Annotated in this window: 19 protein-coding genes and 1 other RNA gene; 6 read left to right on the top strand and 14 right to left on the bottom strand. The window is 67.3% G+C overall.

Going from position 1 to position 23,151, the window contains the following annotated elements:
* Positions 1-134: 134 nt before the first annotated feature.
* The 4 genes from ACCC97_RS01970 to dnaX are packed head-to-tail and all read right to left on the bottom strand — an operon-like array spanning position 135 to position 3,375.
* On the bottom strand, positions 135-527 hold the full coding sequence (locus tag ACCC97_RS01970) for an MAPEG family protein (RefSeq protein ID WP_413331452.1): 393 nt from the start codon (positions 525-527) through the stop codon (positions 135-137).
* Between the two features lie 15 nt (positions 528-542).
* Complete coding sequence (gene recR / locus ACCC97_RS01965; RefSeq protein ID WP_007836670.1) at positions 543-1,133, bottom strand: recombination mediator RecR; 591 nt, start codon at positions 1,131-1,133, stop codon at positions 543-545.
* A gap of 9 nt (positions 1,134-1,142) precedes the next feature.
* A complete protein-coding gene (locus ACCC97_RS01960) occupies positions 1,143-1,475 on the bottom strand; it encodes a YbaB/EbfC family nucleoid-associated protein (RefSeq protein WP_007836669.1) in 333 nt (110 codons plus the stop codon).
* Between the two features lie 55 nt (positions 1,476-1,530).
* Positions 1,531-3,375, bottom strand: a complete 1,845-nt coding sequence (dnaX, locus tag ACCC97_RS01955) for a DNA polymerase III subunit gamma/tau (RefSeq protein ID WP_413331451.1) — start codon at positions 3,373-3,375, stop codon at positions 1,531-1,533.
* Between the two features lie 181 nt (positions 3,376-3,556).
* Here dnaX and ffs point away from each other — a divergent pair.
* Positions 3,557-3,653: signal recognition particle sRNA small type (ffs, locus tag ACCC97_RS01950), an RNA gene on the top strand.
* Between the two features lie 59 nt (positions 3,654-3,712).
* Here ffs and ACCC97_RS01945 read toward each other — a convergent pair.
* The 3 genes from ACCC97_RS01945 to ACCC97_RS01935 are packed head-to-tail and all read right to left on the bottom strand — an operon-like array spanning position 3,713 to position 10,787.
* A complete protein-coding gene (locus ACCC97_RS01945; RefSeq protein ID WP_413331450.1) occupies positions 3,713-4,954 on the bottom strand; it encodes a TIGR03862 family flavoprotein in 1,242 nt (413 codons plus the stop codon).
* The gene (locus tag ACCC97_RS01940; RefSeq protein WP_413331449.1) at positions 4,951-8,211 is read right to left on the bottom strand and encodes a UvrD-helicase domain-containing protein; all 3,261 of its coding nucleotides are present in this window, start codon (positions 8,209-8,211) and stop codon (positions 4,951-4,953) included. Before ACCC97_RS01940 ends, ACCC97_RS01945 begins: the two co-directional genes overlap by 4 nt.
* Positions 8,208-10,787 carry a PD-(D/E)XK nuclease family protein gene (locus tag ACCC97_RS01935; RefSeq protein WP_413331448.1) on the bottom strand — a complete coding sequence of 860 codons (2,580 nt, stop codon included), beginning with the start codon at positions 10,785-10,787 and terminating at the stop codon, positions 8,208-8,210. The genes ACCC97_RS01940 and ACCC97_RS01935 overlap by 4 nt, the downstream gene beginning before the upstream one ends.
* A 157-nt stretch (positions 10,788-10,944) precedes the next feature.
* On the opposite strand from ACCC97_RS01935, the gene trxA reads away from it, so the two are divergent.
* On the top strand, positions 10,945-11,277 hold the full coding sequence (gene trxA / locus ACCC97_RS01930) for a thioredoxin TrxA (RefSeq protein WP_007836664.1): 333 nt from the start codon (positions 10,945-10,947) through the stop codon (positions 11,275-11,277).
* A gap of 182 nt (positions 11,278-11,459) precedes the next feature.
* Positions 11,460-12,725 carry a transcription termination factor Rho gene (rho, locus tag ACCC97_RS01925; protein WP_007836663.1) on the top strand — a complete coding sequence of 422 codons (1,266 nt, stop codon included), beginning with the start codon at positions 11,460-11,462 and terminating at the stop codon, positions 12,723-12,725.
* Between the two features lie 54 nt (positions 12,726-12,779).
* Here the strand turns inward: rho and ACCC97_RS01920 are convergent, their stop codons facing one another.
* On the bottom strand, positions 12,780-13,847 hold the full coding sequence (locus ACCC97_RS01920) for an oxidoreductase (protein ID WP_007836662.1): 1,068 nt from the start codon (positions 13,845-13,847) through the stop codon (positions 12,780-12,782).
* 181 nt (positions 13,848-14,028) lie between these two features.
* Here ACCC97_RS01920 and ACCC97_RS01915 point away from each other — a divergent pair, with 181 nt between their 5' ends.
* The 3 genes from ACCC97_RS01915 (at position 14,029) to ACCC97_RS01905 (ending at position 17,453) form a co-directional block, all read left to right on the top strand.
* On the top strand, positions 14,029-14,298 hold the full coding sequence (locus tag ACCC97_RS01915) for a type B 50S ribosomal protein L31 (protein WP_007836661.1): 270 nt from the start codon (positions 14,029-14,031) through the stop codon (positions 14,296-14,298).
* Between the two features lie 78 nt (positions 14,299-14,376).
* Positions 14,377-16,113, top strand: a complete 1,737-nt coding sequence (locus ACCC97_RS01910) for a hypothetical protein (RefSeq protein ID WP_007836658.1) — start codon at positions 14,377-14,379, stop codon at positions 16,111-16,113.
* Positions 16,110-17,453 carry an MATE family efflux transporter gene (locus ACCC97_RS01905; protein WP_007836656.1) on the top strand — a complete coding sequence of 448 codons (1,344 nt, stop codon included), beginning with the start codon at positions 16,110-16,112 and terminating at the stop codon, positions 17,451-17,453. Before ACCC97_RS01910 ends, ACCC97_RS01905 begins: the two co-directional genes overlap by 4 nt.
* Before the next feature lie 13 nt (positions 17,454-17,466).
* Here ACCC97_RS01905 and phoR read toward each other — a convergent pair whose 3' ends face one another.
* The 6 genes from phoR to pstC form a co-directional block, all read right to left on the bottom strand.
* Positions 17,467-18,804: a phosphate regulon sensor histidine kinase PhoR gene (gene phoR, locus ACCC97_RS01900; protein WP_007836654.1), complete on the bottom strand. Its 1,338-nt coding sequence runs from the start codon at positions 18,802-18,804 to the stop codon at positions 17,467-17,469.
* A 44-nt stretch (positions 18,805-18,848) separates the two neighbouring features.
* On the bottom strand, positions 18,849-19,541 hold the full coding sequence (phoB, locus tag ACCC97_RS01895; protein WP_007836652.1) for a phosphate regulon transcriptional regulator PhoB: 693 nt from the start codon (positions 19,539-19,541) through the stop codon (positions 18,849-18,851).
* Positions 19,542-19,672: 131 nt separating this feature from the next.
* On the bottom strand, positions 19,673-20,374 hold the full coding sequence (gene phoU / locus ACCC97_RS01890; RefSeq protein ID WP_007836651.1) for a phosphate signaling complex protein PhoU: 702 nt from the start codon (positions 20,372-20,374) through the stop codon (positions 19,673-19,675).
* A gap of 9 nt (positions 20,375-20,383) precedes the next feature.
* The gene (gene pstB / locus ACCC97_RS01885) at positions 20,384-21,166 is read right to left on the bottom strand and encodes a phosphate ABC transporter ATP-binding protein PstB (RefSeq protein ID WP_007836650.1); all 783 of its coding nucleotides are present in this window, start codon (positions 21,164-21,166) and stop codon (positions 20,384-20,386) included.
* Positions 21,167-21,183: 17 nt separating this feature from the next.
* On the bottom strand, positions 21,184-22,068 hold the full coding sequence (gene pstA / locus ACCC97_RS01880) for a phosphate ABC transporter permease PstA (RefSeq protein WP_007836649.1): 885 nt from the start codon (positions 22,066-22,068) through the stop codon (positions 21,184-21,186).
* Complete coding sequence (pstC, locus tag ACCC97_RS01875) at positions 22,065-23,147, bottom strand: phosphate ABC transporter permease subunit PstC (protein WP_007836648.1); 1,083 nt, start codon at positions 23,145-23,147, stop codon at positions 22,065-22,067. Before pstC ends, pstA begins: the two co-directional genes overlap by 4 nt.
* Positions 23,148-23,151: the final 4 nt, after the last annotated feature.

Below are 23,151 nucleotides of genomic sequence, written 5' to 3'. Positions count from 1 at the left end.
ACGGTGCCTGCGGGCTCGGTGATTCCTGGGACTGAATCGAGCTTAGGGGCCGCATCAGGCGACGGCATCGGGGTGATCCCGTGCGGGTTTTCACGTAATCATGAAGGCCTCGCCGCGAAGCCCGCGCCGAAGCGTCAGCGCGCCAGGAAAAGTATCGCGACGTTGACCATGAACCCGAGCGCCCAGACAGCACTGCGCGCGCTGCCCAGACCCTTGATGTAGAGCACGATGTAGATCGCGCGCAGCACCACGTAGGCCGCGGCGAGCATGTCCAGGCGCGCCTGTGCCGCGCCGAGCTGGTGCGCGATGATCACCGCGCCGATGAAGAACGGCAGGCCTTCGAAGCTGTTCACCTGCGCGCTGTTGGCGCGCGCGCGCCATCCGCCCTGCTTCGCGGCCCAGTCGCGCGGATGCTGGTTGTCGCGCGGGCCGAAGCTTCCAGCCTTGGCGATCCACGCCGCGAAATACGGCAAGCCGCAGGCGATGAAAACGCACCAGTAGGCGATGGTGAGCAAGGAAAAAGTCATGCTCGCATGCGCGTGCTACCTGCGATCCACCAGGGCATGCGCGATGGTGCCGAGATCGACGTATTCGAGTTCGCTGCCGGCCGGCACGCCGCGCGCAAGGCGCGTCACCGTGAGACCATGCTGCTTCAGCGCCTCGCCGATCACGTGCGCGGTGGCTTCGCCCTCGGCGGTGAAGTTCGTGGCCAGGATGACCTCGCTCACCGTGCCGTCGCGCGCGCGGTCGAAGAGCTTCTGCAGTCCGATGTCCTTCGGCCCGATGCCGTCGAGCGGACTGAGCTTGCCCATCAGCACGAAGTAATAGCCGCGGAACGCGCCGGTGCGCTCGAGTGCGGCCTGGTCGGCCGGCGTCTCGACCACGCAAAGCTTGGTTCCGTCGCGCCGCGAGTCCATGCAGACGCTGCAGATCGGCGCCTCGGTGAAGGTGTTGCAAAGCTCGCAATGCCGAACGTGACCCGCGGCCTGCTGCAGCGCGCGCGCGAGCAGCTGCGCACCCTCGCGGTCGTGCTGCAGCAGATGGAACGCCATGCGCGAGGCCGACTTGACGCCGACACCGGGCAGGCGGCGCAGCGCATCGATCAATGCGTCGAGCGAACCGGCGTCTGCCATCTCGGCCGCTTAGAACGGCAGTTTCATGCCGGGCGGGAGACCAGGCATGCCGGCCGTGAGCTTGCCCATCTTCTGCTCGCTGGTTTCCTCGGCCTTGCGCACGGCGGCGTTGAAGGCGGCCGCCACGAGGTCTTCGAGCATGTCCTTGTCGTCCGCCAGCAGGCTGGGGTCGATGGTGATGCGCTTGACGTCGTGCTTGCAGGTCATGACGACCTTGACGAGGCCGGCGCCGGATTCGCCTTCGACCTCGATGTGGGCGAGTTCTTCCTGGGCCTTCTTGAGGTTGTCCTGCATTGCCTGCGCCTGCTTCATGAGGCCGGCCAGTTGTCCTTTGTTGAACATCGTTGGTCCTGATTGTTGGGTTGAAAAGTGGGTGAAGGATAAGAGAGATGGGAGCTCAGGCCGGTTTCAGGGTTCCGGGAACGATCTTCGCGTCGAAGTCGCGCATCAGCGCCTGCACTTCAGGGTCGCTCATGATGGCCTCTTCGGCCACGCGCTGGCGCTCGTCGGCGGCCTGCTTGTTGCGGCGCGCGGGGCTGTCGACCACGCCGCCGATCTCGATGGCGAGCTTGATGTTGTGGCCGAGGTTGTTCAGCGCAGCTGTCAGCTTTTCGCGGCTCGACGGCTGGTTGAGCGTCTCGCGCTCGATGCGCAGCAGCCACTGGTCCGTGTCGCGGCCCACCAGCTGCGACTGCAGCGCCAGTTCGCGTGCAAGGGCCGTGATGGCCTCGGCCGCGACCAGTTCGGAGACCGTGGCGTACCAGAAATCGCCGTCTTCGCTGGTCGGAATGGGGGTGAATGTGCTGCGCGGCTCATCGGGGCGCGGCGTGTCCCGGACACTCGGTGGAGGCTGCACGCGAATGGGCACGCCGACAACCCTGGCGGTCGTATCGCTGGCCTCGGGGCGGGATTCGGCCTGTCGGGGTTCATCGACCACCGCGAGGCGATGGCCCGCCGGGACCGGGGCGGCATGGGCGGGCGCCGCAGCAGGCGCTTCAGCTTCAATCGGAGCGCGAACGACCGGCATAGGCGCCGGAGCGGGGGCTGCGGCACGCACCGGAACCTGCGGCGCCGCGGCCGCAGCTTCATTCAGAGTTTTTTTTTCCGTGGAGGCCGTCGAAGCAGCCGCGTTGGAGGGTTTGAAGGCCAGTAGCCGCAACAGCACCATGGTCAGCGCGGCGTACTCGTCAGGGGCCAGGCCCAGCTCGCCGCGGCCGTGCAGGCACAGGCTGTAGAGCAGTTGCGTCTCGTCGGCCGGCATCAGCGCGGCGAGGCGCGCGGTGTCGGCCGCGTCGGGATCGGTGGCGGCATCGGCCGACTCCGCCCGCGAGGGCACGGCCTGCAGCACGGCCATGGCCTGCAGCACAGCCGTCATTTCTTCCAGCGTGGAGGCGGCGGACATGCCGTCGACGCGCAGCGCCTCGGAGATTTCGACCACCGTCTTGCCGTCGCCCTGCGCGAGCGCCTCGATCAGGCGGAACACATGCCCTCGATCGACGCTGCCGAGCATCTGGCGCACGCCCGCTTCCACGAGTTCGCCGTTGCCGAAGGCGATGGCCTGGTCGGTGAGCGACAGCGCGTCGCGCATCGAGCCGCGCGCCGCGCGCGCCAGGAGGCGAAGCGCCTGCGGCTCGGCCGGAACATTCTCGGTGTGCAGCACGCCGGTGAGGTGTTCGAGCACCGTCTCGGGCGCCATCGGCCGCAGGTTGAACTGCAGGCAGCGCGACAGCACCGTGACCGGCACCTTCTGCGGATCGGTCGTGGCCAGCACGAACTTGAGGTACTCGGGCGGCTCCTCGAGCGTCTTCAGCATCGCGTTGAACGCGGTGTTCGTGAGCATGTGCACTTCGTCGATCATGAAGACCTTGAAGCGCCCCTGCACCGGCTTGTAGACGGCTTGCTCGAGCAGCGACTGCACCTCGTCCACGCCGCGGTTCGAGGCCGCGTCGAGCTCGGTGTAATCCACGAAGCGGCCCGAATCGATGTCGCGGCAGGCCTGGCACACACCGCACGGCGTGGCCGTGATGCCGCCCTGGCCATCCGGGCCCTGGCAGTTGAGCGACTTCGCCAGAATCCGCGAAACAGTGGTCTTGCCGACACCGCGGGTGCCGGTGAAAAGATAGGCGTGATGCAGGCGCTGCGTGGTCAACGCGTTCTCGAGCGCCTGCACCACGTGCCCCTGGCCGACCATCTCACCGAAGGTTTTCGGACGGAACTTGCGAGCGAGCACGAGATAAGACATTGGGGGCATTCTAAAAGGCGTGAGGCGCCGATCCGGCCCCGGTCACAAGAAACGAGAGGCTTCTCTGCCCCGCTCCGGAGGAGCGCCGCGCACGGCCGCCCGAAGCGGTCGCCCCGCCTCCTGGAAGGGGGTTGGCGAAGCGACACGAAGTGCGCGAAGACTGGGGGTTAGAATCCAGGCTGACGGGCCTCCCTGCATGGTGAAGTGGCCAACCGGGTCAGGTGGGGAACCAAGCAGCCCTAACTGCGTAGTCAGTGCCAGGGGTAAGGCTCGTCAACCTCTTCAGCAGCTTCGTTTCATTCCGTGCGAAATGAAACGAGGCTTGCAACAATCACTCTCAGCCCAGACCCAGACGACGAATCGCGCCGCGCGCCGCGGCCGCGCCGCTGGCCATCGACGCTGTCAGCAGGTAGCCGCCGGTCGGCGCCTCCCAGTCGAGCATCTCTCCTGCCGCAAACACGCCGGGCAGCGCGTTCGACATCAGCTGCGCATCCAGCGCGTCGAAGCGCACGCCGCCTGCCGTGCTGATCGCCTCGTCGACCGGCCGCGTCGCGATGAGCTTCAAGGGCACCGCCTTGATCGTCGCGGCCAGTTGCGCGGCGTCTTGCATCGCTTCGCGGCTCAAGGCCTCGTGCAGCACCCCCGCCTTGATGCCCTCGAGCCCCAGCCGGCTCTTGAGATGGCTGCTGAGCGAACGCGCGCCGCGAGGGTGCGTCACTGCGGCCAATACCTGTTCGGCACTGCGGTCGGGCAGCAGATCCAACAACAGCGTCGCGCTGCCCTTCGCGGCAATCTCGTCGCGCAGCAGCGCCGACGCCGCATAGATCAGGCTGCCTTCGATCCCCTTGGCTGTCGCGACGAACTCGCCCTTGCGCGCAAAGTGCCTCCCGTGGCTGTCGGTGAACGAGAGCGCGACCGACTTGAACGGCTGCCCGGCAAAGCGGCTGGAGAAATGCTCGCTCCAGCCGGTGCCGTCGAAGCCTGAATTGGCCGCCAGCAGCGGCGCCACTTCCACACCCTGCGCTTGAAGCCACGGCACCCACGCGCCATCGGAGCCGAGGCGAGCCCAGCTCGCGCCGCCAAGCGCCAGCACTACCGCATCGGCCTTTGCCGCAATGCCGCCGGCAGGCGTCGCGAACCGCAGCGACGCCGTGTCGAAAACCCCATCGCCCATCCAACGATGCCGCATATGAAACTGCACACCCGCCGCGCGCAAACGATGCAACCACGCGCGCAGCAGCGGCGCGGCCTTCATGTCGGTCGGAAACACGCGCCCCGACGTACCGACGAAGGTCTCGATGCCCAGGCCGCTCGCCCATTCGCGCATCTGCTGCGGTCCGAACAGCGCCAGCATCGGTTCGAGCTGCGCGCGGCGCTCGCCGAAGCGGGTCATGAACACATCGAAGGGCTCCGAGTGCGTGAGGTTCAGCCCGCCACGGCCGGCCAGCAGGAACTTGCGGCCGACCGAAGGCATCGCGTCATACACATGCACCTGTGCGCCGGAAGCGCTCAGGACTTCAGCCGCCATCAGGCCGGCAGGTCCGCCGCCGATGACGGCGACGGTAGGGGAAACAGTCATTCGAGATTTACCAGTTCGCCCTGCCCGGTGAGGAACGCGACGCGCACCGTGGCACCGGGATAGGCATGTTGCACCGCTGCGCGATAGCGCTGCATCTGTGCGATCAGCGCAGCGTCCCGTTCGGGGCGCGCCGCAGATTTGTAGTCGAGGATCCACCAGGCGCCGCTGTCGCGCTCGCGCACCAGACGGTCGATGCGCAAGGTCTCGCCTTCATGCACCAGCGTGACTTCGTTGCCATGCCAGTCGACCCTGCGATCGTCCCACACCCAGGCGCCCTCGCCCGCGCGGATGCGCTGCGCCAGCGCGGCGGCACCGCGCGCCTGCTGCGCATCGAGCATGAATTCGCGTGCTGCAGCGCGCACGTGGGCCGCAGGCAGCGGCTCGCCAGGGACAGCCCATTCGAGCAGGCGGTGCATGGCCTGGCCGAAGGCGGCGGCGCGCGCGTCAACGGTGGTGTCTGGCGCTTTCTTGGTGGCAGGTTGTTCGACCAACACGGGCGCCGCAGGCATGCGCTTCATCGAGAAGCTGCCCGCGCCGGAGTCGGTCGGCAAGGCGACCAGTGGCTCGTCGGCCTCGGTAGGCTCGCACAGCGGCTCCAATCGCGCCCACCAGCTGCCTTCGTTGGCGCGCGCCGGGCGCACCGACGACAACACCAGCCGCTCGCGTGCCCGCGTGGTCGCGACGTAAAGGCCGTTGAGCTCTTCACGATGGCGCGCGCGCTGCTCCTCTTCGAGCAATGCCGCCGCGCAGGCCGGCGGCGTCTTCTCGCTCGCAAGGAACACGAAGCGCGTCGGCGCGCTGTCGCTGCCCTTCCATTCGACCAACACGCCCATGGTCTGGGCACGCGGTGGTGCCGCGTCGCAGTCGAGCATGAGAACGGTATCGGCCTCCAGTCCCTTCGCGCCATGCACGGTCAGCAGTTGCACCGCATCGGGCGCGGCAACGGCCGGGGCGCGCACGCCGCCAGCGCGCAACGCACGCACCAGTGCATACGGTGTCGCGAAACGTGCGCCGTCAATCTCGAGCGATGCGGACAGCAGGCCGCGCAGATTGGCCAGCGCGCTCTGGCGCATCGCGGCGGGAACTGCGGCGCCGAATTTCGCGAGCAGATCGCCATCGTGAAAGATCGCGTCTAGCGCGTCGTGGGGCGGCAGTGTCATCAGCCAGCGCTGCCACTTCCTGAGCTTTGTGCCCGCCTCGATCAACGCCGGCGGCAGGCTTTCGTCCTTCAGGATCAGTGCGAACCAGCTCACCGGGCCGCGCTCGCGCTGGCGCAGTGCGAGCTGCACCAGCGCCTCGTCACCGATGCCGAACACCGGCGACTTCAGCGCCCGCGCCAGCGAAAGATCGTGCGCGGGCGACACCAGCACATCGATCAGCGCGACCACGTCCTGCACTTCGGGTGCGTCGTGCAGATCGTTCTTCTCTGGCTGCTGCACGGGAATGTGGCGCTGGCGCAATGCGTCCTGCATGGCCGAGAGCCGGCTGCGGCGGCGCGCCAGCACCATGATCTGGCGCGGCGGCGTGCCGTCGGCGATGCGCTGCGCCACCCATTGCGCGGCCTGTTCGCATTCCTTCTGCAGCAGCTGTTCTTCGGGCAGCACGCGCGGTGTGACGAGGCTGTCGCGCCAGTGCAGCATGCCGTCGTCGGCCGGTGCCGCGTCGGACGCATCGCCGAGTGCGTCGCGGTCGATGGCCGGCAGCTTGAGCAGTTCGCCTTCGTCGCCGCGCTCGGTGGTGTGGGCGCGGTAGCCATCGAACTCGCCGGCCTCTTGCGCCGCCAGCATCGCCGTGTTGACCAGCCCGACCACAGCCCGCGCATTGCGGTGGGTGTGGTCGCAGTTAAGCAACTCGCCGTCGAGCCCTTCGCGCACGAACTTCTTCGCGGCGATGAACACCTGCGGCTCGGCGCGGCGGAAGCGGTAGATGCTCTGCTTCGGGTCGCCCACGATGAACACGCGCGGCGCGCGGCCCTGCGCTCCGGTGTACGCGCTGAGCCAGCCGTACAGCGCCTGCCACTGCAGCGGGTTGGTGTCCTGGAATTCGTCGATCAGCAGGTGCGCAATGCGCGCGTCGAGCCGCTCCTGCACCCAGCCCGACAGCGCCGACTGGCCGAGCAGCAGTTGCGCGGCCTGCTCGACGTCGTTCATGTCGACCCAGCCGTGGGCACGCTTCACATCGGCAAAGGCCGCGATCAGCAGGCGTGTGAGGCGCGTCATGCGCTGCTGGTAGAGCCATGCGGCGTGCTGGGCCTGTGCGCCGCACAGCACCTGCAGCTCGGCCTCGGCTTCCTGCGCGGCGGGGAACTTCTGCAGGTTCTTGTTGAGGCGATCTTCGGTGGCGACGAAGAAGTTCTTGCGCAGGTGCGCGAGCGCGGCCGCCAGCGAATCGGCTGGAGGCTCGCCCATGCCGAACACGTCGATGATGGCCTCGGCCGCCTTCTGCGGCGTCTTGTTGCTCTCGCGGCCGAGCGCGGCGGCGCGGTCAAGCCAACGGCGGCGCACCGGCTCGCCGAGCAAGGCCTCGGTCGGTTCGTCAAGGCCTTCGAGCGACGGAAAGAACACGCTGAAATGCTGGACGGCATTCTCCGCATCGGCCAGTGAGAACTCGACGCGCTTCGAGAGCGCCTCGCTCAGAGCCTTGGCCGTCTGCGAGCGGCCGTGCGTCGCGACGACGGCGTAGTAATCGGCCAGCGCATTCTTGTCGGCGGTGACGGCCTCGAAGAAGGGCCGCCACGTGTGGCCGCGCGCCTCGGCGTCGTCTTCGAGCAGTTCGTAGTTCGACGGCAGGCCCAGCTCGCGCAGCACCGCGAGCGGCGCATTGCGCAGCAGGCCCGCGAACCAGGCGTGGAAGGTGCGGAACTGCACCGGCCTGCCGCCTTCGAGCAGGCGCCTGTAGAGGCCCTTCAGGCGCGGCACGGCGGCCAATGCGGCCGCCGGCTCGACGCCGCGCATCACGAGCTGGCCGACCAGTTCTTCCGGCGTCCGTTCGGCAAAATCCTCGAGCCACTGGTCGAGCCGCTCGCGCATCTCGCCGGCCGCCTTCTTCGTGAAGGTGATGGCCAGGATCTCATGCGGCTCGCAGGCAGACTCGCCTTCTTCGAGCAGCGCGCGCAAGATGCGCGACACCAGCATCCAGGTCTTGCCCGCGCCCGCACAGGCTTCGACGGCGACCGAGCGGCGCGGGTCACAGGCGACGGTATAGAAGGCCTCGCGCGTGACGTGCCGGCCGTTGTGTTCGTAGGCAGCGCCGTTCATTTCGCAATGCCCCCGGGCCGGGGGACCTCGTTGCCCCAGAAGTCCTTGCGGCAAAGGCCGCGTGCGGCGCAGTAGTCGCAGACGGCGCCCTCCCCTAATGGCGGCAGTGCTGCCCCCTGCGCAATGCGCGTGAAGTCGTCGATGATGCCGGCCACCAGCGCATCCCGCGCCTCGACCACGGCGGGCTGCTCGACGGTCTGCGTGCCGGAGGACTTTTCACCGACGTTCACATAGGCCGCACGCAAGGTGTCGTCGGCCACCAGCGCGGCATAGAAGGCCAGTTGCGTGTCTTCGGTCGGGTCTTTCACGCGCTCCTTGCTGACGGCGACGGACTCGGTCTTGTAGTCGATCACGAAAGCCTGGCCGTCTGGCATGCGGTCGATGCGATCGAGCCGGCCGATCAGCCGCAGCGTGCCCAGGGACTGTTCCTTCCAGGGCTCGGCTTCGACGAAGATCGCGCCGCCCGCCTCGTGCCCCGTCAACCAGTTGAGGTAGCCGTCGCGCACCGCGGGCCAGGCCGCGGCGAAAGGCAGGAACTCGGCTGCGGACAGGCTGAGCTCCTGCGTCGCGCGCCGGGCGGCCTCTTCGATGAGCGCAGTGCGTTCCTGCGCGTCCTGCGTCGCAGCCCCTGCCAGCGTCTCGTGGAAGTGACCAAGCACGGCATGCAGCCAGTTGCCGAAGTCGCGCTTGTCGACCTCGGCATCGAGCTCGTCGGCGCTGCGCAGGCCCAACTGCCGCAACGCGAAGAAGCGGTAGGGGCAGCGGCGCAGGTCTTCGTACACGCTGGTCGAGATGTTCTCCAGTGGCAGGAGCGCGCCGGAAGGGATCGGATATTCGGTTGGCTGCACGGTCACGTCGCGCGGCGTGCGCGGATCGGCCGAGGGCTGCAGCGCGTGATCGAGCTGCAGCGCCTGCACCAGCGGACTGGGCCGTACCGGCTCGCCGCTGGCGTCGGACTGGCGCCAGATCAACTCGCACGACGAGTTGTGCAGGGCCGCGGCCCAGGCCGCGCGTTGCGCAGCTTCGAGCGTTTCACGCGACGCCAAGCCCAGTTCGAGTCGCTGGGCGGCGCTCCAGTTGCCGAGCGGCTCGGGCGACGCAGGCAGGCGCCGGTCGTCGCAGCCGGGGATGACCACGGCGCCGAACGCACGGCCCAGCAATTGGTACAGCGGCAGCACGACGACCTTAGGTGCCTGGTCGCCCGCGGGGGGCACGAAGCTCGCGTCTTCCAGCACGTCGCGGACCCAGGCGGTGAATTCGGCCAGCGTGTGGCGCCCGCCGGGGAAATCGTCGTCGTCGCCATGCGCGCCGGCATCGAGCCACAGGGCGCCGATCACTTTGCCGCCCGCGAGGTCTTCGTCGAGCAGCGCCCATTGGCCGCTGGCTTCCAGCAGCTCGCGCAACGCGCGCAGCCAGTCGGCCAGGGGGCGGGACCGGGCCATGGGCGCGCGTCGCGCCTCGATGGCCTCGGTGAAGGACAGCAACGTGGCGTCCTGCGCTTTCTCGCTGCGCGCCACCAAGGCACACCAGGCCAACCAGTCGCGCAGGCCCTCGCGGCGCAAGCGGGCTTCGAGCAGTTGCACAGCCGGTGCATCGCCATCGGCGCCGCTCTTGAGCCATTCGAGCACCTGGTCGCTGGCGGCGTCGTGGGCGCAGGCGCGCAGCGCGCTCATCAGCGTGGCGGCAGCGCGCGTGGTCGACAGCTTCCAGCCCGTTTCGTCGTGCGTGACGATACCTTGCGCACTCAGCTGGGCGCTGATGCGGCGCGTGAGGGCGCGGTCGGTTGCGATCAAGGCGACCGGTGCGCGGTCTTCGGCGAGGTGGCGCAGCACGCAGGCGGCGGCGAGTTCGGCTTCGTCTTCGGGGTCGAGGGCGACGTGCGAAACCGCAGCCTGCGTGGGCGCGCCCGAAGGCACGAGCGAGAGATGAAGAGCGCGGTCGCCCCACAGCTTGCAGAGCGACTGCGTGAGCGGATCGGCCAGGAAGCCCTCGAGCACGATCAGCGCGTCGACCTGCGCGCGCGTGCTGTCGCGCAGGAGCACGTCGGTGGCATAGCCCGAGGTCGAGGCCCACGCGACGGCGATGCGGATCAGCGCGCTCTCGATGCGAAACCATTCCGACTCGCTGCCCGCCTCGGCCACGCCCGCCGCGCGTTGCGCCCATTCGCCGCCCCGCTCTTCGGGACTCACGGCAGCTGCAAGAGGGGCCAGTTGATACGCCAGTTCGACGACGCGGCCGGCAAGGGCGAAGCGCTCGGCGCTGAAACCGGCTTGCGACAGCAGCGCCTGCGCCGTGACCAGGTCGCGCGCCATGTCGTGCGCGATGTCGTAGCCGGCCGGCACGAAGCCGCCCGCGCTGCGGGCCCAGTTATGGGTGGTCTCGAAGCGCGGCACGAAGCCTGGGCTGCCGCTGCGGGCCCACATGGCGCGCGCCACGCCCATCAACTGCGCGTAGGGCACCAGCACCACGGTGCGGGCGGCATGCAGCTGGCGATCGGCCAGCGCGCGGACGATCCGCGCAACGACGCCATCGGCGGGATCGCACCACAGGGCCTGGACTGGGAGGCCTTCGTTCATGTTCTATCGAGGGGTTGGAGAGCGCGTGGACGTGACGCACAAGGGCTTTTGGCTATCGCCGCCATAGCGTCCCCGCACGGCACGCCACCCCTTGGTTTCTGTCACAATGACCAGCACTTTAGCTGCACCGAAACTCTCTGCGCACAAGGACCCACACATGGCCAGCGAACTCATCAAACACATCTCCGATTCCTCCTTCGAGGCCGACGTGCTCAAGTCCAGCCAGCCCGTGCTGGTCGATTACTGGGCCGAATGGTGCGGTCCCTGCAAGATGATCGCCCCGATCCTCGACGAAGTGTCGGCCGCCTACGAAGGCAAGCTGAAGATCGCCAAGCTGAACGTGGACGAGAACCGCGACATTCCCGCCAAGTTCGGCATTCGCGGCATCCCCACGCTGATGCTGTTCAAGGACGGCCAGTTGGCCGCCACCAAGGTCGGCGCCATGAGCAAGGCGCAACTCACGGCCTTCATCGACCAGCAGCTCGCCTGAGCGATTTCCACCGGCCAGCGCGCAATGCGTTGGCCGGCGCGTTTTTCCTGTCATAATCTCCCACAGATCACCGGCCCTTTATCCAGGCAACCGGTTCGAGTTCCCCGGTTGGTGAGGCACCTCTCGCTTCACACCCAACCTCCCCCCGTTTTCCGTTCGATTACCCCGCGAGGGGTCATTCCATGCACTTAAACGAACTCAAGGCACTCCACGTGTCTGAAGTCCTCAAGCAAGCCGAAGCGCTTGAGATCGAAAACGTCGGCCGCATGCGCAAGCAGGAGTTGATGTTCGCGATCATCAAGAAGCGCGCCAAGGCCGGCGAACAGGTCTTCGCCGACGGCGTGCTCGAAATACTGCCCGACGGCTTCGGCTTCCTGCGCAGCCCCGACACCAGCTTCACGGCCAGCACGGACGACATCTACATCTCGCCGAGCCAGGTGCGCCGCTTCAACCTGCACACCGGCGACATGATCGAAGGCGAGGTGCGCACGCCCAAGGACGGCGAGCGCTATTTCGCGCTGACCAAGCTCGACAAGGTCAACGACGGTCCGCCCGAGCAGAACAAGCACAAGGTGATGTTCGAAAACCTGACGCCGCTGTTCCCCAAGGAGCAGATGAAGCTCGAGCGCGACGGCATCAAGGGCGACGAGAACATCACGGGCCGCATCATCGACATCATCGCTCCCATCGGCAAGGGCCAGCGCGCCCTGCTCGTGGCGCCGCCCAAGAGCGGCAAGACGGTGATGATGCAGCACATCGCCCACGCGATCAGCGCCAACTACCCCGACGTCCACATGATGGTGCTGCTCGTCGACGAGCGCCCTGAAGAAGTGACCGAAATGCAGCGCACGGTGAAGGGCGAAGTCATTGCTTCGACCTTCGACGAGCCCGCAGCGCGCCACGTGCACGTCGCCGAAATGGTGATCGAGCGCGCCAAGCGCCTGGTCGAACTGAAGAAGGACGTGGTGATCCTGCTCGACTCGATCACCCGCCTCGCCCGCGCCTACAACAACGTCGTGCCCTCGTCGGGCAAGGTGCTGACGGGCGGCGTCGACTCCAACGCGCTGCAGCGCCCCAAGCGCTTCCTGGGCGCCGCGCGCAACGTGGAAGAAGGCGGCTCGCTGACCATCATCGGCACCGCGCTGATCGATACCGGCAGCCGCATGGACGAAGTGATCTTCGAAGAGTTCAAGGGCACCGGCAACTCCGAAATCCACCTCGACCGCCGCCTGTACGAAAAGCGCGTGTTCCCCTCGATCCAGCTCAACCGCAGCGGCACGCGCCGCGAAGAATTGCTGCTGGCACCCGAGATCCTCCAGAAGACCCGCATCCTGCGTCAGCTCATGTACAACATGGACGAGATCGAGTCGATGGAGCTGATGCTCAAGAACATGAAGGCGACCAAGACCAATGTCGAGTTCTTCGACATGATGCGTCGCGGCGGCTGAGCACCACGCTCTTCCGCAAAAGCGCGTTGGCCCTCAAGGGCCGACGCGCTTTTTTCATGGGCGCTCGATGCGGATGGCGCGGCCTTCGACGGTGCTCTGGCGGCCGATGTCGAGCAACTCCATCAGCGCGACGGCCTGCTCGGGCGGCACGGGGTTCGGGCCGTGGCCGAGGATCGCGTCGCGGACCGCAGCGTAGTAGTCGACGTAGTTGCCTGGCCGCGTCGGCAAGGCGCGAAAGTGCGGCGCCCCATCGCTGCCGATCAGCGTGAGCTCGCCATCGAGCGGATCGGCGCCCCACCCCACGGCCGGCGGCCGCTGCCCGGCGCGCAGCGCATCCTCCTGGGTATCGACGCCGTGCTTGACGTAGCTGCCACGCGTGCCGTGCACGATGTAGCGCGGCGCCGCATGGGCGGCGAGCGTCGTCGAATGCAGCACCACGCGCAGCGGCGCATGCGGCCCCAGCTCGTAGCGCAGCACGGCATGAAAGTAGTCTTCGACCACAGCACCGTCGCGCAGCACGGCGGTGTCGAGCTGGATCGTGTCGGGCCGGCCGAAAAGCTGCACCGCCTGATCGACCAGATGGGCGCCCAGGTCCACCCACAGGCCCGACCCCGGCACGGCCTGCTCGCGCCAGCGCGCCTTCACCTCGGGCCGGAAGCGGTCGAAATGCGACTCCAGGTACACCGGCCGGCCCAATTCGCCGGACGCCAGGACATCCTTGAGGGTCAGGAAATCGGCATCGAAACGCCGGTTCTGATACACCGCCAAGACAAGGTTGTTGCGTTTGGACAACGCCTCGAGCTCCCGCGCCTCAGCCACATCGAGCGTGAAAGGCTTGTCCACCACCACGTGCTTGCCGGCCTCCAGCGCTGCCTTGGCGACCGGATGGTGCTGTGCATTGGGCGTCGCGACCACGACCAGGTCGATGTCGGCGCGGGCCACCAGCGCCGCCACGTCGGGCACCACGGGCACACCGGGCCAGTCGGCGTGCACTTTGTGCGGCTGCGAACTCACCACTGCGGCCAGTTCGAGCCCCGGAACGGCCGAAAGCACCGGCGCATGGAAGGTCTGGCCGGCAAAACCGTAGCCGACGAGGCCGGCGCGCAAAGGTGCGGAGGTCATGGAAGGGTTCCGTTTGCTCGAAAATAGGGCAGTATGCGATAATCATGGGCTCCGCGAAAAGTGCGGCTGGGCAGCTTCGCCCGGCCTCCTGGATTTCCCAGGGCGGCGCGCCAGACCATTGGCACGCTGGTGGCTCTCGCATCGACCGCGCATTGATTCCAACAGCGCAAAAGGAAAAACCATGGCAAAAGAAGGCATCCACCCGAATTACCGCGAAATCCTGTTCGTCGACATGTCGAACGGCTTCAAGTTCGTGACCCGTTCGTGCGCGAACACCAAGGAAATGGGCAAGACCGACGACGGTCGCGAGCTCCCCCTGTTCAAGCTCGACACCACCAGCGAATCGCACCCGTTCTACACCGGCACGCAGAAGTCGGTCGACAACATGGGCGGCCGCGTCGAGAAGTTCCGCAACCGTTTCGGCAAGACCACCGGCGCTGCTTCGAAGTAAGGCACGCGCTTTCGCGTCGAGGGCAGCCCGGTTTACCGCGCTGCCCTTTTTCTTTCTGAATTCCGCCTCTTTCGCCACTTGAACCAGCCCACCCCCGCGATCGTTGCCCAGAGTGCCGTGCGCCGGCTGCCGCGCATCGCGTTGCTTCTGCTGTGCGCGGCCTACCTGCTGCCGGGCCTGGTCGGCCGAGGCCCCTGGAAGAGCGCGGACATCACGGCCTTCGGCTACATGGCCGAACTGGCCCGCAGCACCGAAGGCATCGCGCGCTGGTTCGATCCTCTCCTGCTGGGCCTGCGCCCCGAAACGCCCGCGCTGATCCCGTACTGGATCGGCGCCCTGGCGATCAAGATCGCGCCGTCGTGGCTGAACCCCGACCTGGCCGTGCGAATCGCATTCGCGTTCCTGCTCTGGGGCACCTTCACGGCCAGCTGGTATGCGGTGTACTACCTGGCCCGCACGGCGCGTGCCCAGCCCGTGGCCTTCGCCTTCGGCGGGGAGGCACGGCCGACCGACTACGCACGCGCGATTGCCGACGGCGGCCTGCTGGCACTGATCGCCTGCCTCGGCCTCGCCCAGCTTGGCCACGAGACCACGCCCGCGCTGGCACAGCTGTTCTTTGCCTCGCACCTGTTCTACGGCGTGGCCGCACTGCCCTATCGCCGTGCGGGCCCGTTGATCGCACTGACGGTGGGCACCATCGGCATCACGCTGAGCGGTGCGCCCACCGTGGGGCTCGCGCTGGCCGTCGGCAGCGTGCTGTACATCGCCTACGAGCGCCGGCTCGCCATGCAGTCCGAGCGCGAGAACATCAACGACGAAGACAACGGCCCCGGCTACACGCGAGGCGCCCTCCTCGCGATGACTGGCATTACCGCGCTGGCGGCGGTGCTCGTGTTCGGGCTGAAGCTGCCGACATGGAAGATCACCGTGCTCGGCGGTTCGCTGCTCGGCGACGCACGCAGCCAGGCCAAGCTGCTGCTGTGGTTCACTTGGCCGGTCTGGCCGCTTGCCATCTGGACGCTCTGGCGCTGGCGGCGGCAGCTCACGGCACGCCACGTCGCGCTGCCCTTCTGGTTCGCGCTGGTGCCGCTGGCGGCCACCTGGACCACCGACTACTCCGACCGCTCGCTGCTGCTGGCGCTGCCCGCGTTCGCCACGCTGGCCGCCTTCGCCCTGCCCACCTTCAGGCGCAGCGCAGCGGCGCTGATCGACTGGTTCAACGTGCTGTTCTTCAGCGGCTTGGCCGTGCTCGGCTGGATCTACTGGGTCGCCATGCAGACCGGCGTGCCGCCCAAGCCCGCCGCCAGCGTGGCGCGGCTGGTGCCCGGCTTCGTGCCCGAGTTCTCTCCCATTGCCGTGGCTCTCGCGGCGGCCGCGACCATTGCCTGGTGCTGGCTGGTGCGCTGGCGCACGGGGCGGCACCGTGCCGCGCTCTGGAAGACGCTGGTGCTGCCGGCCGGCGGTACGGCGCTGTGCTGGATGCTGCTGATGACGCTGTGGCTGCCGCCCATCGACTACGCGCGCAGCTACGTGCCGCAGGTGCGGGCCGTGGCTGAACGCGTCGGCCAGCCGCGCTGCATCGCGGAACTCGCGCTCAGCCGCCCGCACATCGCGGCCCTGCGCCACCACGGCAACTTCAACGTGCAACCGCTGCTGCTGGGCACCGATTGCCCATGGTTGCTGGCGAGCCCAGAGACCATCGAGCGCCTGCACACCATCATTCCCTTCGACCAGTGGCGCTTTGCCGGCACGCTGCGCCGACCCAGCAGCGCGGCCGACGACCTCCTGCTCTACCAGAAGATCACGCCACAGTGAGGGGCGGCGAACGGGCCCTGATCGCGCGGCACGCGGGCACCGTGCTCGCCGGGCAGCTGGCCGTGATGGCTTTCGGCGTGGCCGACACCATCATCGCCGGGCGCTACTCCGAACAAGCACTGGCCGCCCTGTCGGTCGGCGCCGCCATCTTCGTCAGCGTGTACGTCTCGCTGATGGGCGTCCTGCAGGCACTGCTGCCGGTCTGGGCCGAACTGCATGGCGGCGGCCGCGCCGGCGAGGTGGGCCGCTCGGTGCGGCAATCGCTCTACCTGGCCGCCATTGCCATCGTGGCCGGCATGGCGATCCTGCTGCTGCCCGACGCGGCGCTGCGGTGGACCCAGGTGCCGGCTGCAATGCGCGGCGAAGTCGAGGCCTATCTGGCGGTGCTGGCCTTTGCGCTGGCGCCGGCCCTGCTCTTTCGCCTGTTCAGCACGCTCAACCAGAGCCTGGGCAAGCCCCAGCTCGTGACATGGCTGCAACTCGGTTCGCTGGCCGTGAAGCTGCCGCTGTCGATCTGGTTCACCTTCGGTGGCGCGGGCCTGCCGGCCATGGGCCTCGTGGGCTGCGGCTGGGCCACGCTGTGCGTGAACTGGGCGATGCTGGGCTGCGCCATCTGGCTGTTGCGCAACCGCGCGTTTTATCGCGACTACGGGCTCTGGAAGCGCATCGAGGCGCCCGACTGGCAGCAGATCCGCAAGTTCGCGCGGCTCGGCGTGCCAGGCGGCTTGGCGGTGCTGGTCGAAGTGACCTCGTTCACGCTGATGGCCTTGTTCATCGCCCGCCTTGGCACGGCGGCCGCGGCGGCGCACCAGATCGCGTCGAACCTGCTGGCCGTGGCCTACATGACCCCGCTGTCGCTGGCCATCGCGACCAGCGCGCGCGTGAGCTTCTGGCTCGGTGCCGGGGATGCGGCCAGGGCCCGGCACGCCTGTCGCCTGGGCTTCGAGCTGACCGCGCTGTGCGCTTTGTTCTACGCCGCCGCCATGGCTGCGCTGCGCTACGAGCTCGCCAACGTGTATTCAGACAACCCCGCTGTGATCGCGATGGCCGGCGCACTGTTGCTGGCGGTGGCCATGTATCACTTCGCCGATGCGGTGCAGACCTTCTGCGTGTTCGTGCTGCGGTGCTACCGGGTCACGCTGGCGCCGCTGGTGATCTATTGCGCGATGCTGTGGGGACTGGGCCTCGGCGGAAGCTACCTGCTGGCGTACCGCGGACTTGGCCCCTGGGCGGCCATGCAATCGCCGCTGGCGTTCTGGATCATGAGCGCCTTCGCGCTGGCGCTGACGGCCCTGCTGTTCGGCGCGCTGCTGCGTTGGACGATGCGCCAGCGCGCTTGACAAGAGCTGCCTGCTACCTGGCCAGCACGCGCGCTTCCCGCACGCGCACTGCGGGAAACACCAGCGCAAAGCGCGAACCCTTGCCCACCGTGCTTTCGATGCGCAGCTCGGTGCCGTGCCGCTGGGCAATGTGCTTGACGATGGCCAGCCCCAGCCCCGTGCCGCCCGTCTCGCGCGAACGGCTGCGGTCGATGCGGTAGAAGCGCTCGGTCAGCCGGGGAATGTGCTCGGCGGCAATGCCGGGACCCGTGTCTTTCACTGCGTATTCGCCACGCCCGTCAGGCAGCACCCGCCAGCTCACCGCCACCTCGCCGCCGCCTGGCGTGTAGCGGATGGCATTGCTCAGCAGGTTCGACATCGCGCTCTGCAGCTCGGTCGGTGCGCCCGACACTTCGGACTCGGCTTCGATGGTGAACGACAGCCGGTGTCCCTGCGGCGCCACACGGCCCGACAGCCCGCGGCCCTCGTCTTCGCACTGTGCGAGCAGCGCACGAATGCGGATCCACTGATTGCCCGAAGGCGCCGCGCTGCCTTCCAGCCGCGACAGCGTCAGCAGGTCGTTCACCAGCGTTTCCATGCGGTGCGACTGCTGCCCCATCAGCGACAGGTAGCGCATGCGTTCGTCCGCGTCGAGCGGCAGGTTCTGTAGCGTCTCGACGAAGCCCGCCAGCACCGTCAGCGGCGTGCGGATTTCGTGCGACACGTTCGCCACGAAATCACGCCGCATCGCCTCGGCCTGCTCCAGCGCCGTGATGTCGCGCGTCAGAAGCATGCGGCGGTTGCCGGCATAGGGATGCACCTGCACCGACAGCCGCACCAGGTGGGGGCGCTGATGCGAGTGGCCGGGTCCGGAGGCGTCGATGACCACGTCGCGGCTGTAGTTCCACGATGCAAGGTAGGCGACGAAGGCCGGATCGCGCACGAGGTTCGCCAGATGCTGCGCAAGGTCGCGCTCGGCATCGATGCCGAACTGGCTGGCGGCCGTCTGGTTGCACCATTCGATGCGGCCCTGCTCGTCGAGCAGCACCACGCCATTGGGTGAGGCCTGGATGGCCGCGAGGAACTCCTGCAGCCGCTCTTCGGCTTGCCGCGTCTGCTGCTCACGGTCGCGCAGCAGCTTGCGGATGCGCTCCGACAGCTCGCCCCACACGCCCGCTCCCCTCGTCGGCAGGCCCGCCGCGTCGTTGCGCAGCACCCGCATCAGCCGCTCGGCGCGCCAGGCATCGAGCGCCAGCCAGAGCACCGCGCCCAGCCACGCGCCCAGCCATCCGAACTTCCAGCCAAAAATCGCGACAGCGCCCGCTCCTATTGCAAGGGACGCTATTAAAAAAGTAGCTATGCGAAAAGGCATGGCGGGCGATTATCCGCGCCCGCGGCCAAGGGACGCCACTGCGGTCAAACCGTGACTTGGGCGGTCAGCCGGTAGCCCGCTCCGCGGACGGTTTCGACCATCGGCGCCGCCGCACCCAGCGATTCGCGCAGGCGCTTGACGTGCACGTCGACCGTGCGCTCCTCGATGTAGACGTGGTCGCCCCACACCTTGTCGAGCAGCTGCGCGCGGCTGTGCACGCGCTCGGCATGCTGCATCAGGTAGGCCAGCAGCTTGAACTCGGTCGGCCCGACCTTCAGCGCGCCGCCCTGCCAGGTCACGCGGTGGGTGGAGGTGTCGAGCGCCAGCTCGCCGATCTCGACCCGCTCGGTCACCACTTCCGGCGCCCGGCGACGCAGCACCGCACGGATGCGGGCCAGCATCTCCTGGGTGGAGAAAGGCTTGGTGATGTAGTCGTCGGCACCGGCATCGAGGCCGGCCACCTTGTCGGGCTCGTCGCCGCGCGCGGTCAGCATCAGGATCGGGATGGCCTTGGTGCGCGGGTCCTTGCGCCACTGGCGCGCGAGTTGCAGGCCGCTCTGGCCCGGCAGCATCCAGTCGAGCAGGATCAGGTCCGGCAGGAAGGCGTCGATCTCGCGTTGTGCTGCCGCACCGTCTTCAGACCAGATCGGCTCGAAGCCGTTGTGGCGCAGGTTGACGGCGATCAGCTCGGCGATCGAGGACTCGTCCTCGACGATCAGGACTCGGGGTTTCTTCATGTTATCTGCTCACTTGATGGTCGCCCCGGTCCCTTCCAGCGAACGCCGCGGAACCGGCTTTGCCGGGCCGCTGGCGTTGCCCCCTGCAAGGGGATTGGCGGCCACACGAAGTGGGCAAGCCTGGGGGTTTGTCATTGAAGCGCGGACTCGATTTCCTGCATCGAAGTGTGCCGCACATCGGCGCCCTTGACGATGTAGATGATGAACTCGGCAATGTTCTTGGCGTGGTCGCCGATGCGTTCGATGGCCTTGGCCAGGAACAACAGGTCCAGGCTGGCGGAGATGGTGCGCGGGTCTTCCATCATGTAGGTGACCAGCTTGCGCACGAAACCGTCGAACTCCTTGTCGATCAGGTCGTCGTCCTTCAGGATCGACAGTGCCGCGGCCGTGTCCAGGCGCGCGAAGGCGTCCAGCGCGGTGCGCAGCAGGCCCGAGGCCAGGTCGGCCGCGATGCGCAGCTCGGTCGTCGGCAGCTGGCGGGCCGCCCCGCTCTCGATGATCGACTTGACCATGCGCGCGATCTTGTTGGCCTCGTCGCCCACGCGCTCGAGGTTGGCGGTGGTCTTGCTGATGGCGATCAGCAGGCGCAGGTCGCGGGCGGTCGGCTGGCGGCGCGCGATGATGGACGACAGCTCGCGGTCGATGTCGATTTCCATCGCATTGACGCGGTGCTCGGTCTCCATCACGCGGTCGGCGGCTTCGGTGTCGAACTGCAGCAGCGCGTACACAGCCTGGTGAATCTGTGACTCGACCATGCCGCCGAGTTCCATCACGCGCGACGAGACGCCGTTGAGTTCGCTGTCGAACTGGCTGGAAAGGTGTTTCTCGGTCATGGTGTCTCCTTAGCCGAAACGGCCGGTGATGTAGTCCTCGGTTTCCTTGCGCTGCGGCTTGAAGAACATCTGTTCCGTCGCACCGAATTCGATCAGGTCGCCGAGGTACATGTAGGCGGTGTAGTCGCTGCAGCGGGCGGCCTGCTGCATGTTATGCGTCACGATGACCACTGTGTATTCATTCTTCAGCTCGGCGATCAGTTCCTCGATCTTCGCGGTGGAAATCGGGTCGAGCGCGGAGCACGGTTCGTCGAGCAGCAGCACTTCGGGCTTGATCGCGATGCCGCGCGCAATGCACAGGCGCTGCTGCTGGCCGCCCGAGAGGCCCGAGCCGCTTTGCTGCAGCTTGTCGCGCACTTCGGTCCACAGGGCGGCCTTCTTCAGGGCCCACTCGACGCGGTCGTCCATTTCGCTGGCCGAGAGATTCTCGAACAGCTTCACGCCGAAGGCGATGTTGTCGTAGATCGACATCGGGAACGGCGTGGGCTTCTGGAACACCATGCCGACCTTGGCGCGGATCAGCGCCACGTCCTGCTTGGAGGTAAGCAGGTTCTCGCCGTCCAGGGCGATGGTGCCTTCGGCACGCTGCTCCGGATAGAGCTCGAACATGCGGTTGAAGGTCCGCAGCAGAGTCGACTTGCCGCAGCCCGAAGGGCCGATGAAAGCGGTGACCTTGTTCTCGGGAATCTCGAGGTTGATGCCCTTGAGCGCGTGGAACTTGCCGTAGTAGAAGTTCAGGTCCTTGACCGAGATCTTCGAGCGCGACGGTTGTTGTGCGACGGTGTTTGGCATGTTGTCTTCTTCTGGATTCAGTGTTTGGTGCGCGTCAGGACCCGCGCCAGGATGTTGAGGGCGAGCACGGCAATCGTGATCAGGAACACGCCGGCCCATGCCAGCTGTTGCCAGTTCTCGTACGGGCTCATCGCGAACTTGAAGATCGTGACCGGCAGGCTGGCCATCGGCTGGCTCACGTCGGCGGTCCAGAACTGGTTGTTCAGAGCGGTGAAGAGCAGCGGCGCGGTTTCGCCCGCGATGCGCGCCACAGCAAGCAGCACGCCCGTGACCACACCGGCGCGTGCAGCGCGCAGCGTGATGCTCAGGATGACCTTCCACTTCGGCGTTCCCAGCGCGTAGGCCGCTTCGCGCAGGCCCGGCGGCACCAGCTGCAGCATGTTCTCGGTGGTGCGGATGACCACCGGGATCACGATCAGCGCAAGCGCCAGCGCACCGGCCAGGCCCGAGAAGGTCTTGAAATAGGCCACCACCACGGCATAGACGAACAGGCCGATCACGATCGACGGCGCCGACAGCAGGATGTCGTTGACGAAGCGCGTGACGGATGCGAGCCAGCCCTTGGGGTTGTACTCGGCCAGGTAGATTCCGGCCATGATGCCGATGGGCGTGCCCACGAAGGTGGCCAGCGCCACCATCACGAACGAACCGAAGATCGCGTTCGCGATGCCGCCCACCTCGTTCGGCGGCGGCGTCATCTCGGTGAAGGTGGCGATGGCCAGGCCGCCCACGCCCTGGCGCAGCGTTTCCCAGAGGATCCACACCAGCCAGAACACACCGAAAGCCATCGCAGCGAGCGACAGCGTGAGCGCGATCTTGTTGACGCGGTTGCGCGAAGCGAACCGGGCCTGTCGCGTTTCGGCAAGCGCCTTGGCGTTCAAGAGGTTTTGAGCGGTACTCACGATTTGGTTCCTTCGCTCTTCTTCATCTTGGCCAGCAGCATCTTGGAGAGCGACAGCACGACGAAGGTAATGAAGAACAGCACGAGGCCGAGGTACATCAGAGCAGCCTGGTGCAGGCCCGCGCCGGCTTCGGCGAATTCGTTGGCGAGTGCCGAGGTGATGCTGTTCGCAGCCTCGAACACCGACAGCGAGTTGAGTTGGTTCATGTTGCCGATCACGAACGTGACCGCCATCGTTTCACCCAGCGCCCGGCCCAGGCCGAGCATGATGCCGCCGATGACGCCGGCCTTGGTGTAGGGCAGCACCACCTTGGAGACGACTTCCCAAGTGGTCGAGCCGAGACCGTAGGCCGACTCCTTCAGCAGCGGCGGCGTGACCTCGAACACGTCGCGCATCACCGAGGCGATGAACGGAATGATCATGATCGCCAGGATGATGCCGGCCGACAGAATGCCGATGCCCACCGGCGGGCCGGAGACCAGTGTGCCGAGGTAAGGCACGCCGCCCAGCAGCTTCTGCAGCGGCTGCTGCACCCAGGTGGAAAGGATCGGCCCGAACACCAGCAGGCCCCACATGCCGTACACGATGGAGGGCACCGCCGCCAGCAGTTCGATGGCCGTGCCCAGCGGGCGCTTGAGCCAGCTGGGCGAAAGTTCGGTGAGGAAGAGCGCAATGCCGAAGCTCACGGGCACCGCGATCACCAGCGCGATGATCGAGGTGGCCAGCGTGCCGTAGATCATGACCAGGCCGCCGTACTCGTCCTTGACCGGGTCCCACACGCTGCTCGTGAGGAAGCCGAGGCCGTACTTCGAAATGGCGGGCCAGGCGCCGGCGATCAGCGACAGCAGGATGCCGATGAGCATCGCGAGCGTCAGCAACGCGGCGCCCTTGGCGGCCCAGCCGAACAGCCGGTCGGCCATCGGGCCGGAGCGCGCTGCCTTCACGGGCGGCGGAGGGGCGGTGGCACGACCGCGCTCGGCCGCAAGGTCGAGGGAGGTGGCAGCGGCGGGAAAGGTGGATGACACAGGTCGCTCCGGCAAAGACGAGAGCGGCGCGTCCTGGAGCGAGGGTTTGCTCATGGAC

Origin of the sequence: Variovorax sp. Varisp85 (assembly GCF_047304045.1) — a bacterium.
Taxonomy (GTDB): domain Bacteria; phylum Pseudomonadota; class Gammaproteobacteria; order Burkholderiales; family Burkholderiaceae_C; genus Variovorax.
Note: the sequence above shows the minus strand (reverse complement) of the source record. Positions and strands in the feature narration are given on the sequence as shown.

What these genes read in the sequence shown, in the direction of transcription:
- rho (WP_007836663.1), top strand. Translation starts at nt 11,460, where the DNA reads ATGCACTTAAACGAACTCAAGGCACTCCACGTGTCTGAAGTCCTCAAG.
- dnaX (WP_413331451.1), bottom strand. Translation starts at nt 3,375, where the DNA reads ATGTCTTATCTCGTGCTCGCTCGCAAGTTCCGTCCGAAAACCTTCGGT.
- ACCC97_RS01935 (WP_413331448.1), bottom strand. Translation starts at nt 10,787, where the DNA reads ATGAACGAAGGCCTCCCAGTCCAGGCCCTGTGGTGCGATCCCGCCGAT.
- recR (WP_007836670.1), bottom strand. Translation starts at nt 1,133, where the DNA reads ATGGCAGACGCCGGTTCGCTCGACGCATTGATCGATGCGCTGCGCCGC.
- pstB (WP_007836650.1), bottom strand. Translation starts at nt 21,166, where the DNA reads ATGCCAAACACCGTCGCACAACAACCGTCGCGCTCGAAGATCTCGGTC.
- trxA (WP_007836664.1), top strand. Translation starts at nt 10,945, where the DNA reads ATGGCCAGCGAACTCATCAAACACATCTCCGATTCCTCCTTCGAGGCC.
- phoR (WP_007836654.1), bottom strand. Translation starts at nt 18,804, where the DNA reads ATGCCTTTTCGCATAGCTACTTTTTTAATAGCGTCCCTTGCAATAGGA.
- ACCC97_RS01945 (WP_413331450.1), bottom strand. Translation starts at nt 4,954, where the DNA reads ATGACTGTTTCCCCTACCGTCGCCGTCATCGGCGGCGGACCTGCCGGC.
- ACCC97_RS01940 (WP_413331449.1), bottom strand. Translation starts at nt 8,211, where the DNA reads ATGAACGGCGCTGCCTACGAACACAACGGCCGGCACGTCACGCGCGAG.
- phoU (WP_007836651.1), bottom strand. Translation starts at nt 20,374, where the DNA reads ATGACCGAGAAACACCTTTCCAGCCAGTTCGACAGCGAACTCAACGGC.
- pstC (WP_007836648.1), bottom strand. Translation starts at nt 23,147, where the DNA reads ATGAGCAAACCCTCGCTCCAGGACGCGCCGCTCTCGTCTTTGCCGGAG.
- phoB (WP_007836652.1), bottom strand. Translation starts at nt 19,541, where the DNA reads ATGAAGAAACCCCGAGTCCTGATCGTCGAGGACGAGTCCTCGATCGCC.
- ACCC97_RS01970 (WP_413331452.1), bottom strand. Translation starts at nt 527, where the DNA reads ATGACTTTTTCCTTGCTCACCATCGCCTACTGGTGCGTTTTCATCGCC.
- ACCC97_RS01920 (WP_007836662.1), bottom strand. Translation starts at nt 13,847, where the DNA reads ATGACCTCCGCACCTTTGCGCGCCGGCCTCGTCGGCTACGGTTTTGCC.
- ACCC97_RS01915 (WP_007836661.1), top strand. Translation starts at nt 14,029, where the DNA reads ATGGCAAAAGAAGGCATCCACCCGAATTACCGCGAAATCCTGTTCGTC.
- ACCC97_RS01960 (WP_007836669.1), bottom strand. Translation starts at nt 1,475, where the DNA reads ATGTTCAACAAAGGACAACTGGCCGGCCTCATGAAGCAGGCGCAGGCA.